12 protein-coding genes are annotated in these 15,759 nt (G+C 60.3%); 2 read left to right on the top strand and 10 right to left on the bottom strand.

The window, feature by feature from the left end; all coding sequences use genetic code 11:
- Nucleotides 1–49: 49 nt before the first annotated feature.
- The 7 genes from HHL21_RS05025 to HHL21_RS05055 form a co-directional block, all read right to left on the bottom strand.
- Entirely contained in the window at nucleotides 50–1,030 is a 981-nt protein-coding gene (locus tag HHL21_RS05025) for a branched-chain amino acid ABC transporter permease (protein ID WP_169464156.1), read from the bottom strand.
- 21 nt (nucleotides 1,031–1,051) lie between these two features.
- The gene (locus HHL21_RS05030) at nucleotides 1,052–1,936 is read right to left on the bottom strand and encodes a branched-chain amino acid ABC transporter permease (RefSeq protein ID WP_169464157.1); all 885 of its coding nucleotides are present in this window, start codon (nucleotides 1,934–1,936) and stop codon (nucleotides 1,052–1,054) included.
- Nucleotides 1,937–2,092: 156 nt separating this feature from the next.
- Nucleotides 2,093–3,298: an ABC transporter substrate-binding protein gene (locus HHL21_RS05035; RefSeq protein WP_169464158.1), complete on the bottom strand. Its 1,206-nt coding sequence runs from the start codon at nucleotides 3,296–3,298 to the stop codon at nucleotides 2,093–2,095.
- Nucleotides 3,299–3,343: 45 nt separating this feature from the next.
- Nucleotides 3,344–4,048: an ABC transporter ATP-binding protein gene (locus tag HHL21_RS05040; RefSeq protein WP_169464159.1), complete on the bottom strand. Its 705-nt coding sequence runs from the start codon at nucleotides 4,046–4,048 to the stop codon at nucleotides 3,344–3,346.
- Nucleotides 4,048–4,818, bottom strand: coding sequence for an ABC transporter ATP-binding protein (locus tag HHL21_RS05045; RefSeq protein ID WP_169464160.1), 771 nt, complete (start codon nucleotides 4,816–4,818; stop codon nucleotides 4,048–4,050). The genes HHL21_RS05040 and HHL21_RS05045 overlap by 1 nt, the downstream gene beginning before the upstream one ends.
- 161 nt (nucleotides 4,819–4,979) lie before the next feature.
- Nucleotides 4,980–6,605: a GMC family oxidoreductase gene (locus HHL21_RS05050; RefSeq protein WP_169464161.1), complete on the bottom strand. Its 1,626-nt coding sequence runs from the start codon at nucleotides 6,603–6,605 to the stop codon at nucleotides 4,980–4,982.
- Between the two features lie 11 nt (nucleotides 6,606–6,616).
- Nucleotides 6,617–7,654, bottom strand: coding sequence for an NAD(P)H-dependent flavin oxidoreductase (locus HHL21_RS05055; protein ID WP_169464162.1), 1,038 nt, complete (start codon nucleotides 7,652–7,654; stop codon nucleotides 6,617–6,619).
- Between the two features lie 814 nt (nucleotides 7,655–8,468).
- Here HHL21_RS05055 and HHL21_RS05060 point away from each other — a divergent pair.
- A complete protein-coding gene (locus HHL21_RS05060) occupies nucleotides 8,469–9,260 on the top strand; it encodes a 5'-methylthioadenosine/adenosylhomocysteine nucleosidase (protein ID WP_169464163.1) in 792 nt (263 codons plus the stop codon).
- Here HHL21_RS05060 and ald read toward each other — a convergent pair.
- Both ald and putA read right to left on the bottom strand, forming a co-directional pair.
- The gene (gene ald / locus HHL21_RS05065) at nucleotides 9,230–10,345 is read right to left on the bottom strand and encodes an alanine dehydrogenase (RefSeq protein WP_169464164.1); all 1,116 of its coding nucleotides are present in this window, start codon (nucleotides 10,343–10,345) and stop codon (nucleotides 9,230–9,232) included. The genes HHL21_RS05060 and ald overlap by 31 nt on opposite strands.
- 66 nt (nucleotides 10,346–10,411) lie before the next feature.
- Complete coding sequence (putA, locus tag HHL21_RS05070; RefSeq protein WP_169464165.1) at nucleotides 10,412–14,044, bottom strand: trifunctional transcriptional regulator/proline dehydrogenase/L-glutamate gamma-semialdehyde dehydrogenase; 3,633 nt, start codon at nucleotides 14,042–14,044, stop codon at nucleotides 10,412–10,414.
- Between the two features lie 214 nt (nucleotides 14,045–14,258).
- Between putA and HHL21_RS05075 the strand changes: the two genes are divergently transcribed.
- Entirely contained in the window at nucleotides 14,259–14,714 is a 456-nt protein-coding gene (locus tag HHL21_RS05075) for an Lrp/AsnC ligand binding domain-containing protein (protein WP_169464166.1), read from the top strand.
- Nucleotides 14,715–14,790: 76 nt separating this feature from the next.
- On the opposite strand, the gene HHL21_RS05080 is transcribed toward HHL21_RS05075, so the two are convergent.
- Nucleotides 14,791–15,741 (bottom strand): LysR family transcriptional regulator, encoded by a 951-nt coding sequence (locus HHL21_RS05080; RefSeq protein ID WP_169464167.1) that lies wholly within the window; start codon nucleotides 15,739–15,741, stop codon nucleotides 14,791–14,793.
- Between the last annotated feature and the right edge of the window lie 18 nt (nucleotides 15,742–15,759).

Below are 15,759 nucleotides of genomic sequence, written 5' to 3' on the forward strand. Positions count from 1 at the left end.
CTCGTAGGGCGGATGCGCTTCGCTTATCCGCCCTACTTTTCCTTGCCGCTTAGGAAGGTCGCTTACGCCCTGCCGCGGCGATCGCCGCGCCAATCTCGCCAACAATCCCGCGGCGGAACAGCAACACGCAAGCAATAAAGATCAGACCGGTCACCATGCCAACCGACTCGCCCAGCGTACCGAACCACTCGATATTGGTCGCCTGCGCCAGGAACGTTCCCACATCGCCCAGCTTGTTCTCCAGCGTGATGATGATGAATGCGCCAAGGATCGGTCCGACCAAGGTTCCCATGCCGCCTACCAGCGTCATCAGGATCACCATGCCCGACATGGTCCAGTGGACGTCAGTCAGCGTTTCAAAGCCCAGCACGACCGTTTTGGTGGCTCCTGCGAGGCCTGCCAGCGCTGCCGACAGCACGAAGGCCATCAGCTTGTAGCGGTCGACGTCGTAGCCCAGCGAAATGGCGCGCGGCTCGTTTTCCTTGATGGCCTTGAGCACCTGTCCGAACGGCGAGTGAACCGTGCGCATGATCAGCGCGAAACCGCCAATCGCAATCGCCAGCACGAAGTAGTACATGGTCACGTCGTTGCTCAGGTCGATCACGCCCAGCAGCTTGCCGCGCGGTACACCCTGCAGGCCATCCTCGCCGCCCGTGAACGGGGCGCGAAGCGCTGCATACGAGACCATTTGCGCCAGTGCCAGCGTGATCATCGAGAAGTAGATGCCGGAACGGCGGATCGCCAGCGCGCCCATCACGAGGCCGATCAGCGCCCCGCCAGCGACGCCGGCCAGGATCGCCAGCTCAACCGGCAAGCCCATGTCGCGCAGCGCATAGCCGGCCATGTAGCCGGCGCCGCCGAAGAATGCCGCGTGGCCGAACGACAGCAAGCCGGTGTAGCCGATCAAGAGGTTGAACGCGCAGGCGAACAGGCCGAAGCACAGCAGCTTCATCAGGAAGACCGGATACGCGAAGAATGGCATCGCAAGCGCAATGGCGAATGCGATCAGGTAAAGAATTTTTCTGTTCATGATTTGCTCGTATCTTCTCGGTTACTTTTCTTTGCCGAACAAACCGGCGGGACGCAGCAGAAGGACGACCACCATGACGACGAACACGACTACCTCAGAACCTTGCGGATAGAACACGCGCGTCAGGCCTTCGATGATGCCCAGCCCGAGGCCGGTAAGGATCGAGCCCATGATGGAACCCATGCCGCCGATCACCACAACCGCGAACACGACGATAATCAGGTGCGAACCCATCAGTGGGGTCACATTGATGATCGGCGCCGCCAGCACCCCTGCAAAGCCCGCCAAAGCGACGCCGAAGCCGTAGGTCAGCGTGACCATCAGCGGAACGTTGATGCCGAACGCTTCAACCAGCTTCGGGTTCTCGGTGCCGGCACGCAGGTACGAGCCGAGTTTGGTTTTTTCGATCACGAACCAGGTCGCCAGGCAGACCACCAGCGAAGCGAACACGACGAAGCCGCGGTAGTTCGGCAGGATCATGAAGCCCAGGTCGGTCGCGCCGGCCAGTGCGTCAGGCACTGGGTAAGGCTGGCCGGAGACGCCGTAGAACGAGCGGAAGATACCTTCAAGCAGCAGTGTGATGCCGAAGGTCAGCAGCAGGCCGTACAGGTGGTCCAGCTTGTAGAGCCAGCGCAGCATGGTCTTTTCGATGACGATGCCGAACAGGCCAACCAGCAGGGGCGCCACGATCAGCATGACCCAGTAGTTGACCTCGAAATAGGAGAGTCCCATCCACGCAAGGAAGGCGCCCATCATATAGAGCGCGCCGTGGGAAAAGTTAATTACATTGAGCAGGCCGAAAATGACGGCAAGGCCGAGCGACAGCATCGCGTAGAACGAGCCGTTCACGAGGCCCAGCAGGAGCTGGCTCATCATTGCCTGCAAGGGGACGCCGAAAATTTCCATGGATTATGTCTGCAAAGAGGGAATGCGGACGTAGGGCGGATAAGCGTGGCTGCCGCCGAGGACGCGCGCATCCGCCGAGGACGCGGTGACGCATGCGTTCGGCGGATGCGGGGCAAGCCCCTTATCCGCCCTACGATGATGCTTGAGATTAAACGATTACTTCCAGGCCGCGCACTTGGTTTCCGCCTTGGTGGCGTAGGCCTGGTCGCCTGGGATGGTCTGGACGACCTTGTAGTAATCCCATGGGTATTTCGACTCGGATGGCTTCTTGACTTCCATCAGGTACATGTCGTGCACCATGCGGCCGTCGCCACGGATCACGCCGTTCTTGGCGAACATGTCGTTGATCTTGGTCTTCTTCAGGTGAGCCATGACCACGTCGGAGCCGTCGGTCTTGGTCGCCTTGACCGCGTTCAGGTAGTTCATGGTCGCCGAGTAGTCAGCCGCTTGCAGCATCGATGGCATCTTCTTCATCTTGGCGAAGTAGCGCTTCGACCAGGCGCGGGATTCCGCGTTCTGGTCCCAGTACCAGCCGTCGGTCAGGTACATGCCCTGAGTCATGTTCAGGCCGAGCGTGTGCACGTCGTTGATGAACATCAGCAGGCCGGCCAGCTTCATCTTCTTGTTGATGCCGAATTCAGCAGCTGCCTTGATCGAGTTGATCGCGTCGCCGCCGGCGTTGGCCAGGCCGAGGATCTGGGCCTTCGAGTTTTGCGCCTGCAGCAGGAAGGACGAGAAGTCCGATGCCGACAGCGGGTGCTTGACGTTGCCAACCACCGTGCCGCCGCTCTTCTTGATGACGTCGGTGGTGTCGTTCTCGAGCGATGCGCCGAACGCGTAGTCGGCGGTCAGGAAGAACCACGACTTGCCGCCCTGCTTGACGATCGCGCCGCCGGTGCCGCGCGCCAGCGCGATGGTGTCATACGCATAGTGCACAGTGTACGGCGAGCATTCTTCATTGGTCAGGCGGGCCGAGCCGGCGCCGATCGAGATGAAGACCTTCTTCTTTTCCGCAGCGACTTTGGCCATCGCCAGGTTGGCGCCGGAGTTGGTGCCGCCGATCAGCATGTCGACGCCCTGCTGGTCGAACCATTCGCGCGCCTTGCTGGCGGCGATGTCTGCCTTGTTCTGGTGGTCGGCCGATACGAATTCGATTTTCTTGCCGGCGATGTTGCCGCCCGCATCCGCAATCGCCATCTTGACGGCTTCCGCGCCGCCGACGCCGTCGATGTCGGAGTAGACGCCCGACATGTCGGTCAGCATGCCAATCTTGATGGTGTCGCCGGACACCTGCGCTGCCGCAGGCAGGGAAAAGCCGATGGCACAGGTGGCGGCGGCGATGGCGATAGCTTTACGTTTCATTTTGTCTCCGTTTTTGGATATAAGTATCAGTAATGAAAGCACTTCTCAGACACCAAGCAGCTCGGTAAGTACCGGCATCTTGGCGTCCAATTCGGATGAGGCGAAGGTCTCGACGATCTGACCGTGCTCCACCACATAAAACCGATCCGCCAGCGGTGCGGCGAAGCGGAAATTCTGTTCCACCATGACGATGGTGTAGCCCTTGGCCTTGAGCGTGGTAATCATGCGGGCCAGGCCCTGCACGATGACCGGCGCGAGGCCTTCGGAAATTTCATCCAGCAGCAGCAGGCGCGCGCCGGTGCGCAGGATGCGCGCGACGGCCAGCATCTGCTGTTCGCCGCCCGACAGGCGGGTGCCCTGGCTGTTGCGGCGCTCCTTCAGGTTCGGGAACATCTCGTAGATCTCGTCGACCGACATGCCCTTGCCGCTGTCCAGGGTTGGCGGCAGCATCAGGTTTTCTTCGGCCGACAGCGACGAGAAAATGCCACGCTCTTCCGGGCAGTAACCGACGCCGAGGTGGGCGATCTTGTGCGTTGGCATTCCGATCGCTTCGACACCGTTGATCTTGATCGAGCCCTGGCGTGCGCCGGTCAGGCCCATGATCGCGCGCAGCGTGGTGGTGCGGCCGGCGCCGTTACGGCCCAGCAGTGTCACAACTTCGCCTTGATTGACCGACAGATTCACGTTGTGGAGGATGTGCGACTCGCCGTACCAGGCCTGCAGGTTGGTGATTGCTAGCGCAGCCGTCATCAATGCGCTCCTTCCAGCTCGACGTTCGTGGTACCCATGTAGGCTTCCATCACTTGTGGATTCTTCGAAACTTCTGCATACGTTCCTTCGGCCAGCATGGCGCCGCGCTGGAGCACGGAGATCTTGTCGCAGATGCCGGACACGACGTTCATGTTGTGCTCCACCATCAGGATGGTGCGCCCTGCCGATACTTTTTTGATCAGTTCGGTCACGCGGTGCACGTCTTCGTGGCCCATGCCCTGGGTCGGCTCGTCGAGCAGCATCAGTTCAGGTTCCATCGCCAGGGTGGTGGCGATCTCGAGCGCGCGCTTGCGGCCGTACGGCATGTCGATCGTGACGGTGTCGGCGAAGCTTTCGAGGTCGACTTCCTTCAGCAACTGCATGGCGCGGTCGTTGAGGCGGTCGAGTCCGCGTTCGCTTTCCCAGAAGTTGAACGTGTTGCCGAGTCCGCGTTGTAGTCCAATGCGCACGTTTTGCAGCACGGTCAGGTGCGGGAACACGGCCGAGATCTGGAACGACCGGATGATGCCCATGCGGGCGATCTGCGCAGGTTTCGCGCGCGTGATGTCCTTGCCGTTGAACAGGATTTCGCCCGAGGTCGGCACCAGGAATTTGGTGAGCAGATTGAAGCAAGTGGTTTTGCCGGCGCCGTTAGGGCCGATGAGCGCGTGAATGTGTCCACGCTCGACTTTCAGGTTCACGTCACTTACCGCCGTGAACCCTTTGAACTCCTTGGTCAAGCTTTTTGTTTCCAGAATGACGTCTGTCATTGGGTCTCCAGTATTCTGTTTTCATACCGTTTTGCAAGCTTTTATTTGGATAATACACACATTAGTTTTCTGTCACAACATAGTATAACTACCATGTGTGCAGATAGGCCCGCCCGTCAAAAACGCTCTTTTTTGGGGCAACCACCAGCCTGCAATGTAGTCTAAGTACTCTTCTGGAGGATCATCACGGCGGCTTTCTCCGCGATCATCAAGGTCGGTGAGTTCGTGTTGCCGGACGTTATGTACGGCATGACCGAGGCGTCGACGACGCGCAGGCCCTGCACATTTTTTACGCAGAGGCGGCTGTCGACAACCGACCCGGGGTCGTCCGCACGGCCCATCTTGCAGGTGCCGACCGGGTGGAAGATCGTCGTGCCGATGAGACCGGCGGCTTCGGCCAGCTCGTCCTCGGTCTGGTAGTGGACGCCGGGACGGTATTCTTCCGGCTCATATTTCGCCAGCGCGGGCGAGGCAACGATCTTGCGCGTCACGCTGAGCGCAGCCGCGGCGACTTTCCGGTCCTCTGGCGTGCTGAGATAGTTGGGCGTGATTTTGGGCGGCGCATACGAATCGTTCGATGCGATCCGCACATGGCCGCGCGAGGTCGGGCGCAAGTTGCACACACTTGCAGTAAATGCCGGGAACGGATGGAGCGGGTCGCCGAATTTTTCCAGCGACAAAGGCTGCACGTGATACTGGAGGTTCGGCGTCACCTGGCTGTCATCCGACTTGGCGAAAGCGCCCAGCTGCGACGGCGCCATCGACATCGGCCCGCTCTGGAACAGCGCGTATTCCATGCCGATCTTCATGCGCCCTACCCAGCTGGCCGCACGGGTGTTCAGTGTCGGGGCGCCATTGATCTTGTAAATCATCCGAAGCTGCAAGTGATCCTGCAGGTTCTCGCCGACGCCGGGCAGGTCGACCTGCGGGGTAATGCCAAGCGCATGCAGCGCGCTCGCCGGCCCGATCCCCGATAGCTGAAGGATCTGCGGCGAACCGATCGCGCCCGCAGCGAGCAAGGTTTCCTTTACTGCAGTTGCACGCCAGGCTTTGCCGCCGCCGGTAAATTCGACGCCGCGGCAAACCTTGCCTTGTTCGGTGCTTTCGATGATCAGCCGTTCGACGTGGCAGCCGGTCATGATGGTCAGGTTCGGGCGCTTGGAAGCAGGCCGCAGGAAAGCCTTGGCCGTGTTCCAGCGGACGCCGCGCTTCTGGTTGACGTCGAAATACGCGCAACCGCTGTTGTCGCCGCCGTTGAAATCAGTGGTTTTCGGGATGCCTGCCTGTTCGGCGGCGTCGCGGAAGGCGTCGAGGATCTGCCATGACAAGCGCGGCTTTTCCACGCGCCATTCGCCACCGCTGCCATGGACCGGCCCGGCGCCGCCGTGGTAATTCTCGCTCTTCTTGAACAGGGGAAGCACCTCGTCCCATGCCCAAGACGGATCGCCGGTCAGCTCGGCCCAGCGGTCGTAATCGGCCGACTGGCCGCGCATGTAGATCATGCCGTTGATCGAGGAACTGCCACCGAGGACTTTGCCGCGCGGATAGATCAGCGCCCTGCCGCCCAGGCCGGCGTCGAGCTCGGTCTTGTAGAGCCAGTCGGTGCGGGGATTGTTGATGCAGTACAGGTAGCCGACCGGGATGTGAATCCACATGTAGTCGTCGCGACCGCCGGCTTCGATCAGCAATACCTGGTTGTCGGGATTCCTGGTAAGACGGTTGGCAAGAACGCAGCCTGCGGTTCCTGCCCCAACGATGATGTAGTCGTATTCCCCAGCCGGTTCCAATCAAGTCTCCTCTACTCGGTTCGCATCTCTGCTATCAGCGTTTGCATCAGTTTCGCCGCCGGCATGGCCCGCGCGCGCCGCACTTCCGCTCCTGCCCACAACGACATCAGTTCGGTATCACCCTTGGCGGAAGCTGCCGCCCGGATGCTTGTTGTTAATGCATTTTGTACAGGATACGCCGGAAGTTGTTTCTCAACATCTACTAATTGCTTCATGAAACGATTTTCAAGGCCGCGGGCGTAGCGCCCGGAGAAAGCACGGGTCAGCCGGGTGGGTGTATCGCCCGCATTGATGAGGCGGAATTTATATTCGGGTGAAATGCCCGTTTCGTCGCAGACCAGGAAGGCGGTGCCCATCTGGACTGCTGTCGCCCCTGCCGCGAGGGCTTCGTTGATGTCGATGCCGGTCATGATCCCGCCCGCGGCGATCACCGGAATCTCGACGGCCCGCGCAACCTTTGGCCAGAGGACCCGTGCTTCAAGCGTCGCATCCTCCTGGGCGCCGATGAACGTGCCGCGATGTCCGCCTGCTTCGACACCCGATGCGATCACGGCATCGGCTCCAACCTCTTCCCAGGCCTCGGCTTCTTCAACCGTCGTCACGGTGCCGATCACAAAGATGCCGGCGTCATGCAAGCGCTCGACCTGGGTGGCCGTGAGAATGTCGAAGGTAAAACTGGCGGCCGCGGGACGCAGCTCGATCAAGGTGTCGAACTGGGCTTCGAAGTCCTGGCACCACTGCGCAGGCGTCGGCAGCTCGGTCCAGCCCAGGCCTTCCCAAATGGGGCGCATCAGTTCTGCGGCCCGGTCGATTTCTTCCCGGCTTGGTTGCGGTGTCTTCAGGACGAACAGGTTAATCAGGAAAGGCCGGTCGGTCAGCTGCCGGACTCTGGCGGCCTGATCGCGAATGGCATCTGGCGCGAGCAGCGAACCAGGCAATGAACCCAGTCCACCAGCGTTCGATACCGCTGCGATAAGTTCAGGTGTGCAAGAACCGCCTGCCATCGGCCCCTGGATGATCGGAAACTTGAACAGCGACTGCAAATCCATGGCTCCTCCCCCGTCTGAAATGCCAGATTAACAGAAGCTTTGGCGCTTGGGCAGGGGGGTGGCCGGGCAGGGTGTGGATAACTCTATGAATATCCACAGGTACGGTTTGTGGATAAGCCCAACTTTATACACAAGCTGATTTTTGTCCAGAATTGGTACCAGCCACATACAGAGTTGGCAACCGGCTTATAAAATTCGTAAACGCATGATTGTAGAGCGAATTATGGCCTTATCCACAGGAAAGTGCCCGCGTTAACTATTACTACTATGCTTGTATACATACCTTTTAAGTAAACAAGAAACGAAAAGAAAACCCTCGCGGCGTCGCCTGCGATGCAAAAACCACACACCAGGTCTCGTTTTGAAAAACTTGGGGTAAAAGAAATTTTCTGATGGCCTGAAAAAAAACGAAGGCTCGTGTTTTTCTGGACGCTCGAACTTTGCAAGCGCACAGGTCAACTTGAAAAACAAAAAACCGGCGCGTAGCGCCGGTCCTTGTGTGGATAAGTCACTGCATATCCACAGGATGAGATGTGCAAAAGCGACCTGCTTGTGCAAAACTCGGTTTTTATCCACCATCCGTCCTTGCTAGATACAATCATTGTCCAGCAGTTTACAAATCGCCTAAGTCGATGATCGTAAAGATGTAAACAGACTTATCCACAAAAATAAGCCTCGTTTACTACTACTACTATTTTTGTATACATACTTACTATGTAAACCAAAAGAACAGCGGAAGTTCGGGGATAACCCCTGCACAGGCCACTGTTCACCGCAAAACCCCGTCTTCCAGACTGAAAAACACGGACAAAATATGCGTTTAGGTATCATCAGCGCCCTCCACGAAGAACAGCAGGGCCTAGTGGAAGCCATGCAAGGGGCCTCCAGGCTCATCCATGGCATGCGGGACTACACCCAGGGGAGACTCTTTGGAATCGACGCTGTGTGCGTCCTGTCGCGTATTGGGAAGGTTGCAGCAGCCACTACCGCCACCATGCTTGTGGAGAAGTTCGGAGTTACCCACATCCTGTTTACCGGGGTTGCAGGTGCAGGAGACGCACGGGTGGCTGTTGGCGACATCGTGGTGGCCGATTCACTGGTCCAGTACGACATGGATGCCAGTCCGCTGTTTCCAAAGTTTGAAGTGCCGCTGACAGGCTTGTCGCACTTCCCTTCCGATGTACACATCAGCAATGTGGTCGCCGATGCAGCACATCAGTTCCTGGCGCATGACTTCGAAGAATCCATCGACGACAAGGAACGCGCGGTATTCCGCCTTGAGCGCCCACGGGTTCACCGTGGACTCATCGGAAGCGGTGATCGCTTTGTCAGCTGCGGCGTGCACATGTCGCAGCTCAACGAATCTTTATCGGGTTTGCTGGCTGTGGAAATGGAGGGGGCGGCGGTCGCCCAGGTCTGCTTCGAGCTGGGCGTGCCATTTGCTGTCATCCGGACGATTTCGGACAACGCAAACGAAGACGCGGCCACCGATTTCATGCGTTTCGTGAAATCGGTAGCCGCGCGTTATGCGTTCCATATCGTCCGGCGCTACTGCCAGACGACGTACGGAGGTTATCAGCCAAGCATGGAGTCTGCCGGCGCGTAGTCGTAGCCCAGCGCCTGCGCCACTGCGGCGTAGGTGACCTTCCCTTTGCAGACGTTCAGGCCGTCCTTGAGATGAGGATCGTCGATCAGCGCCTGCTTCCAGCCTTTGCTCGCCAGGGCGACTGCATGGCCGATGGTGGCGTTATTCAGCGCGAAGGTGGATGTGCGTGCAACCGCGCCCGGCATGTTGGCCACGCAGTAGTGGATGACACCATCGACAACGAACGTCGGATCGGCATGGGTGGTTGGATGCGAGGTTTCAAAGCAGCCGCCCTGGTCGATCGCCACGTCGACGACCACGGCGCCCTTCTTCATCTTTGAGATCATGTCGCGCGTGACCAGCTTCGGCGCCGCGGCGCCTGGTACCAGCACGCCGCCGATCACCAGGTCGGCCGACAGCACGGCTTCCTCAATCGAGTGTGCATTCGAGTACTGGGTCAAGATGCGGTTACCGTAAATGAGGTCGAGCTGGCGCAGGCGGTCGACATTCTTGTCGAGGACCGTGACGCGCGCCCCGGTACCAATCGCCATCTGCATTGCGTTGGCGCCAACCACGCCGGCGCCAATGATCACGACGTGGCCAGCCGCCACGCCTGGAACGCCGCCAAGCAGCAGCCCCATTCCACCCTTTGATTTTTCGAGATGCGCAGCGCCGGCCTGGATGGCCATGCGTCCCGCGACTTCGCTCATTGGCGCGAGCAGGGGCAGGCCGCCGCCTGGGCCGGTGATGGTTTCGTAAGCGATGCAAACGGCGCCCGACTTGACCAGCGCCGCGGTCTGCTCCGGATCGGGAGCGAGGTGGAGATAGGTGTAGAGGATCTGGCCTTCGCCCAGCATTGCGCATTCGCCCGGCTGCGGTTCCTTGACCTTGACGATCATTTCGGCACGCGCGAAGATTTCCTTTGCCGTGTCGACCATGGTTGCGCCGGCGGCGACGTACTGCTCATCGAACAGCCCGATTTCGGCGCCAGCGTTTTTCTCGACCAGCACCTGATGCCCGCGCTGTGTCAGTTCGCGGACACTTGGTGGCGTAAGGCCAACCCGATACTCGTTATTCTTAATCTCTTTTGGAACGCCTACTATCATGTGAACCTCCAAGTTTATTAATGCAACGGCTCGGGTTGTCCCCGTTTTTTTTACATCCTAATACTATTACAAACCCAATGTCATCAGGCTTGCGTTACCGCCAGCCGCAGTTGTGTTGACGCAAACCGCGCGCTCAGCGACCAAACGCCACAGCGGAATCGCGGTGTCGCTTGAGGTCTCGATCACGCCGACAATCGCGCCGGTGAAGGCAGCGAATGCAGGACGCAGGCTTGGCGCCAGCTGCGCTTCGACCAGCGCGATCTGGTAATCGTATTTGCAGTTCTCGACGCTGCCGACAACCTCGATGCGATCCGATACTTCTGGCGGCAAGCCTTCAAGAATCAGCTCCTTCGAAGGCGCAACGACGACGACGCGGTTACCGGTGGCCAGCGCAGCCGCCAGCTGGTTGACCAGTGCGCCAGCGCTGCTTGCTGCGCACAGCACCACGCCGCGTGGGACGAAGGCCAGCGAATTGCGTTCGCCTGTAGGTCCTGGCAATGCCAGGGTCGAACCGAGCAAGGTGGTGCGCATGTATTCGGTGCCGAGTTCGACGACGCGGTCAATGCCATTGCCTTTAGCCCATACCATCAGCGCGTCGAGGCCAGGCGTCGGCTGGCGTTCGTGCTGCAGCAGCGGAGGCGCGCCGCGCTGGAGGCGCTTGACGTACAGCGGGCCGCCGGCTTTCGGGCCGGTGCCCGATTTGCCTTCGCCGCCGAACGGCTGCACGCCGACCACTGCGCCAACGATATTCCGGTTCACGTAGATATTGCCGACGTGTGCGCGCGAGACGATGTAGTCGATCGTTTCGTCGATGCGCGAATGGATACCGAGCGTCAGGCCGTAACCGGTGGCGTTGATCGACTCGATCACCTTCGGCAGGTCGGCGCGGCGGTAGCGGATCACGTGCAGCACAGGGCCGAAGACTTCATGCGTCAGTTCCGACAGCGAGCCGATTTCGAGCACGGTCGGCGGAACGAAGGTACCGGCAGCTGCTGCCGCTGGCGACAGTGGCAGCGAGTAGTGGGCGGTGGCTTTTCCCTTCATGCGATCGATGTGCGCCAGCAGGTTGCCTTGTGCTTCGCTGTCGATCACCGGGCCGATGTCGGTCGACAGGCGGTCCGGCGAACCGACGCGCAGTTCCAGCATCGCGCCCTTGAGCATCTTGATGGTCTTGTCGGCGATTTCTTCTTGCAGGAACAGCACGCGCAGCGCCGAGCAGCGCTGGCCGGCGCTGTCGAAGGCCGAGGTCATCACGTCCTGCACCACTTGTTCCGGCAGCGCGGAAGAATCGACGATCAGCGCGTTCTGGCCGCCGGTTTCGGCGATCAGCGCGATGTCGCAGGACTCGCGCACCGAACGTTCCGCCAGCGTCTTGTTAATCAGTTGCGCGACTTCGGTGGAGCCGGTGAAGATTACGCCTTTGACGCGCGCATCGTTGCACAGTCCAGCGCCGACGACTTCACCGCGGCCCGGCAGGAACTGCAGCGCCGCTTTCGGAATGCCCGCTTCGTGGAACAGCTCCACGGCGCGGTGCGCGATGATCGGCGTCTGTTCCGCAGGCTTGGCCAGCACCACGTTGCCCGCTGCGAGTGCAGCGGCGACCTGGCCGGTGAAGATCGCCAGCGGGAAGTTCCATGGGCTGATGCAGGTAACCGGACCAAGCGCCTGGATATTCTTCGAGCCATGAACCTGCGCAGCGTAATAGCGCAGGAAGTCGACCGCTTCGCGGATCTCGGCGATTGCGTTCGGCAGCGATTTGCCGGCTTCGCGCACGGCCAGCGCCATCAGCTCGTCGCGGTTTTCCTCGAACAGGTCGGCGACGCGCGCGATGATGTCGGCGCGTTGCGCTGGCGGCGTCGCCTGCCAGTCGCTTGCAAAGGCATCGGCGCGTGCGAGCGCGGTTTCGACGTCGGCGGCAGTAGCTTCGCTGACGCGGCCGACGATGTCCTGGCGGTTGGCCGGGTTGACGATATCGGCCCACGCCGACGTGGCGGCTGCGCCATCGATCAACGGTGCGGCGTTGTAGTTGCGCGGCGCGGCGAGCGTTTCGGATACGCCGCGCAGCACGTTTTCATCGGTCAGGTCGATACCGGCGGAGTTCTTGCGCTCGAGGCCGAACAGCTCCAGCGGCAGCGGGATGCCAGGGTGCGCCACGCCGCCCTGCTTGCGCGACGCTTCGAACGGATCTGCGATCAAGGTGTCGATGGCCACCTTGGCGTCGACGATCTGGTTGACGAACGACGAGTTGGCGCCGTTTTCCAGCAGTCGGCGCACCAGGTAGGCCAGCAGCGTTTCGTGCGAACCGACCGGCGCGTAGATGCGGCAAGGCTTGTTCAGGTTCTCGGCGCCGACGACCTGGTCGTACAGCGTTTCGCCCATGCCGTGCAGGCACTGGAACTCGTAGTCTTCGATGCCCTTCTCTTTCGCCCACGTGTAGATGACCGACAGCGTGTGCGCGTTGTGGGTGGCGAACTGCGAATAGATCGAAGCGGACGCGCCAAGCAGCTTCAGCGCGCAGGTCAGGTAGGAGACGTCGGTGTAGACCTTGCGGGTGTAGACCGGATAGCCCGGCATGCCGTCGACCTGGGCGCGCTTGATCTCGGCGTCCCAATAGGCGCCCTTCACCAGGCGCACCATGAATTTGCGGCCGCTGCGCCTGGCCAGGTCGATCAGGTAATCGAGCACGAACGGGCAGCGCTTCTGGTAAGCCTGCACCACGAAGCCGATGCCGTCGAAGCCAGCCAGTTCAGGGTCGAACGCCATCGCTTCCATCATGTCGAGCGAGATTTCGAGGCGGTCGGCTTCCTCGGCGTCGATGTTCAGGCCGATGTTGTACTGCTTGGCCAGCAGGACCAGGCTGCGCACGCGCGGCAGCAGTTCTTCCATCACGCGGGCGTGCTGCGCGCGGCTGTAGCGCGGGTGCAGCGCCGACAGCTTGATCGAGATGCCCGGGCCATCCTTGATGCCGCGGCCATTCGAGGCTTTGCCGATCGCGTGGATCGCCGTTTCATACGAAGCGTAGTAGTTTTTTGCATCGGCTTCGGTCAGCGCGGCTTCGCCGAGCATGTCGTACGAATAGCGGTAGCCGCGCGCCTCGTTGTCGCGGCTGTTCTTGAGTGCTTCGCCGATGGTCTGGCCGGTGACGAACTGGTTACCCAGCATGCGCATCGCCATGTCCACGCCTTTGCGGATCAGCGGCTCGCCGCCCTTGCCGATCAGGCGGGTCAGGGCCGAGCCGAGGGTGTTTTCGCTGCTGGTCGAGACCAGTTTGCCGGTGATGAGCAGGCCCCAGGTCGCCGCGTTGACAAACAGCGATGGCGATTCGCCGAGGTGTTTGCGCCAGTCGCCCTTGCTGATTTTGTCGGCAATCAGGCGGTCGGCGGTCTGACTGTCGGGAATGCGCAACAGTGCTTCGGCCAGGCACATCAGCGCCACCCCCTCTTCCGACGACAGCGAAAACTCGTGCATCAGCGCGTCGACACCGGACGAACGGGTGCGTTTTTCACGTACCGCGGACACCAGGCGGTGGGCCAGCGGAGCGGCCTCAGGCGACGGTTTTGCACCCTGCGCCAGCAGCCAGTCGACAGCCTCGGTTTCCTCGCGGCGATAGGCGCCCGTAATGGCGGCGCGTAATGACGATTGCTCACGCTTGATTTCAGACTGGAGTGCAGCGAAGGGGAGGGATGGCGCAGTAGACATGGGAAAAGCTCTTAACAAAGGAATCGGAAATACTTGAACCCGCGCAGCATCCGCTCCTGCTTTTGATCAAAGAAACGAGGGGAAATTGCGCGAAAAGATGATTCGATTGTAGAGCGAAATCTTCTGGATTAATTCTGGTAATACAGAAGACTAGCCATAGATAGTTTTTGGTGAGAGAATTTAACCAAATAATATTAATTAGGAGACGATTCACATGCTGGATAAGATTAGCAAAAAAATTCTTTCAGAGCTACAAAATGATGGCCGCATCAGCAATGTGGAACTTGCCGCACGTGTCAACTTGTCACCTGCAGCCTGCCTGGAGCGGGTGCGGAAATTGCATGAGTCTGGCTACATCATGGGCTACACGGCGCAGCTGAATCCTCAGCTGCTGGATGTGTCGCTGCTGGTGTTCATTGAAGTTGTGCTCGATCGAACCACGCCGGAAGTGTTCGATTCGTTCAAGAGCAGCGTGCAGATGATTCCGGAAGTGCTGGAGTGCCACATGGTGGCGGGCGGGTTCGACTACCTGGTCAAGGCGCGCGTGAAGGATATGGCGGCGTACCGGGAGTTCCTGGGCAAGACGCTGCTGCAGAAGGGTGTGCGGGAGACGCACACGTACGCGGTGATGGAAGAAGTGAAAAACTCGACCAAGCTGCCGATCAAGTAAGCACCGTCGTTCCCGCGGGGCCGCCGAGGCTTTCGCGGGAACGACGGATCAAAGGTCTCGGGGTCGATCGACGATGTTAGTCGCTCTCCATCCCCGACTTGATCGACGTGGCATTCATGCTTTCCAGGTGCTTGCGCAGCCACTTGTGCGCGGGGCTGCGGGCGTCGCGTTCGTGCCACAGCATGTCGAGGTGAACCGCCGGCATCGGGAACGGCAACTCGCGCCATACCAGCGCATTCGTCATACCCGTCGACGCGATCAGGTGCTTCGGCAACACCGTAATCAGATCCGAGTTCGCCACTACCTTACCTGCCGTGAAGAACTGGTTCACCGTCAGCCAGATCCTGCGCTCACGCCCCAGCTGCGCCAGCGCCTCGTCGACCAGGCCGTGCGCCCGTCCCGAGAAACTGACCAGCAAGTGATTCGCCTTGCAGTAATTGTCCAGTGTCAGCTCGCCCTTGGCCAGCGGGTGATCCTTGCGCATCACCGACACATACTTCCCTGAGTAAAGACGTTCGTGCCGGATCGGCGAGCTCATTTCGCTCGACAATTGCGCTGCGACGCCGGGGAAGAATCCCACCGCCAGGTCGATATCGCCACGCAACAGCATCGGCCGCGGCTCGCGCGTGGTCAGCGGCACCATGCGCACGTTGACTTTCGGCGCCTCGCTCTCGATCGAACGCATCAGCGACGGCAGCCACAGCACGGCGGTCGCGTCGGCCATCGCCATCCGGAAGGTGGCGTGCGCTTGCGACACGTCGAAGGTTTCCGGCATCACGGCCGCTTCCAGCCCGGCAAGGGCCGAGCGCACCGCCGGCCACAAGGCCTCGGCGCGCGGAGTCGGCTTGACGCCGTAGGCGGTGCGGATCAGGAGTTCGTCCCCGAGGCTCTCGCGCAAGCGCTTGATGGCGTTCGAGACGGCCGGCTGCGTCATCGCCAGGTGGCCGGCGGCGCGGGTGAGGTTTTGCTCCGTCATCACTGCGTCGAAAACGCGCAGCAGGTTCAAGTCAAGCGTCAGGAAGCTCATGGGAAACCGAAATAAAGG

This window comes from Massilia polaris, assembly GCF_012927275.1.
Classification (GTDB): domain Bacteria; phylum Pseudomonadota; class Gammaproteobacteria; order Burkholderiales; family Burkholderiaceae_D; genus Telluria_A; species Telluria_A polaris.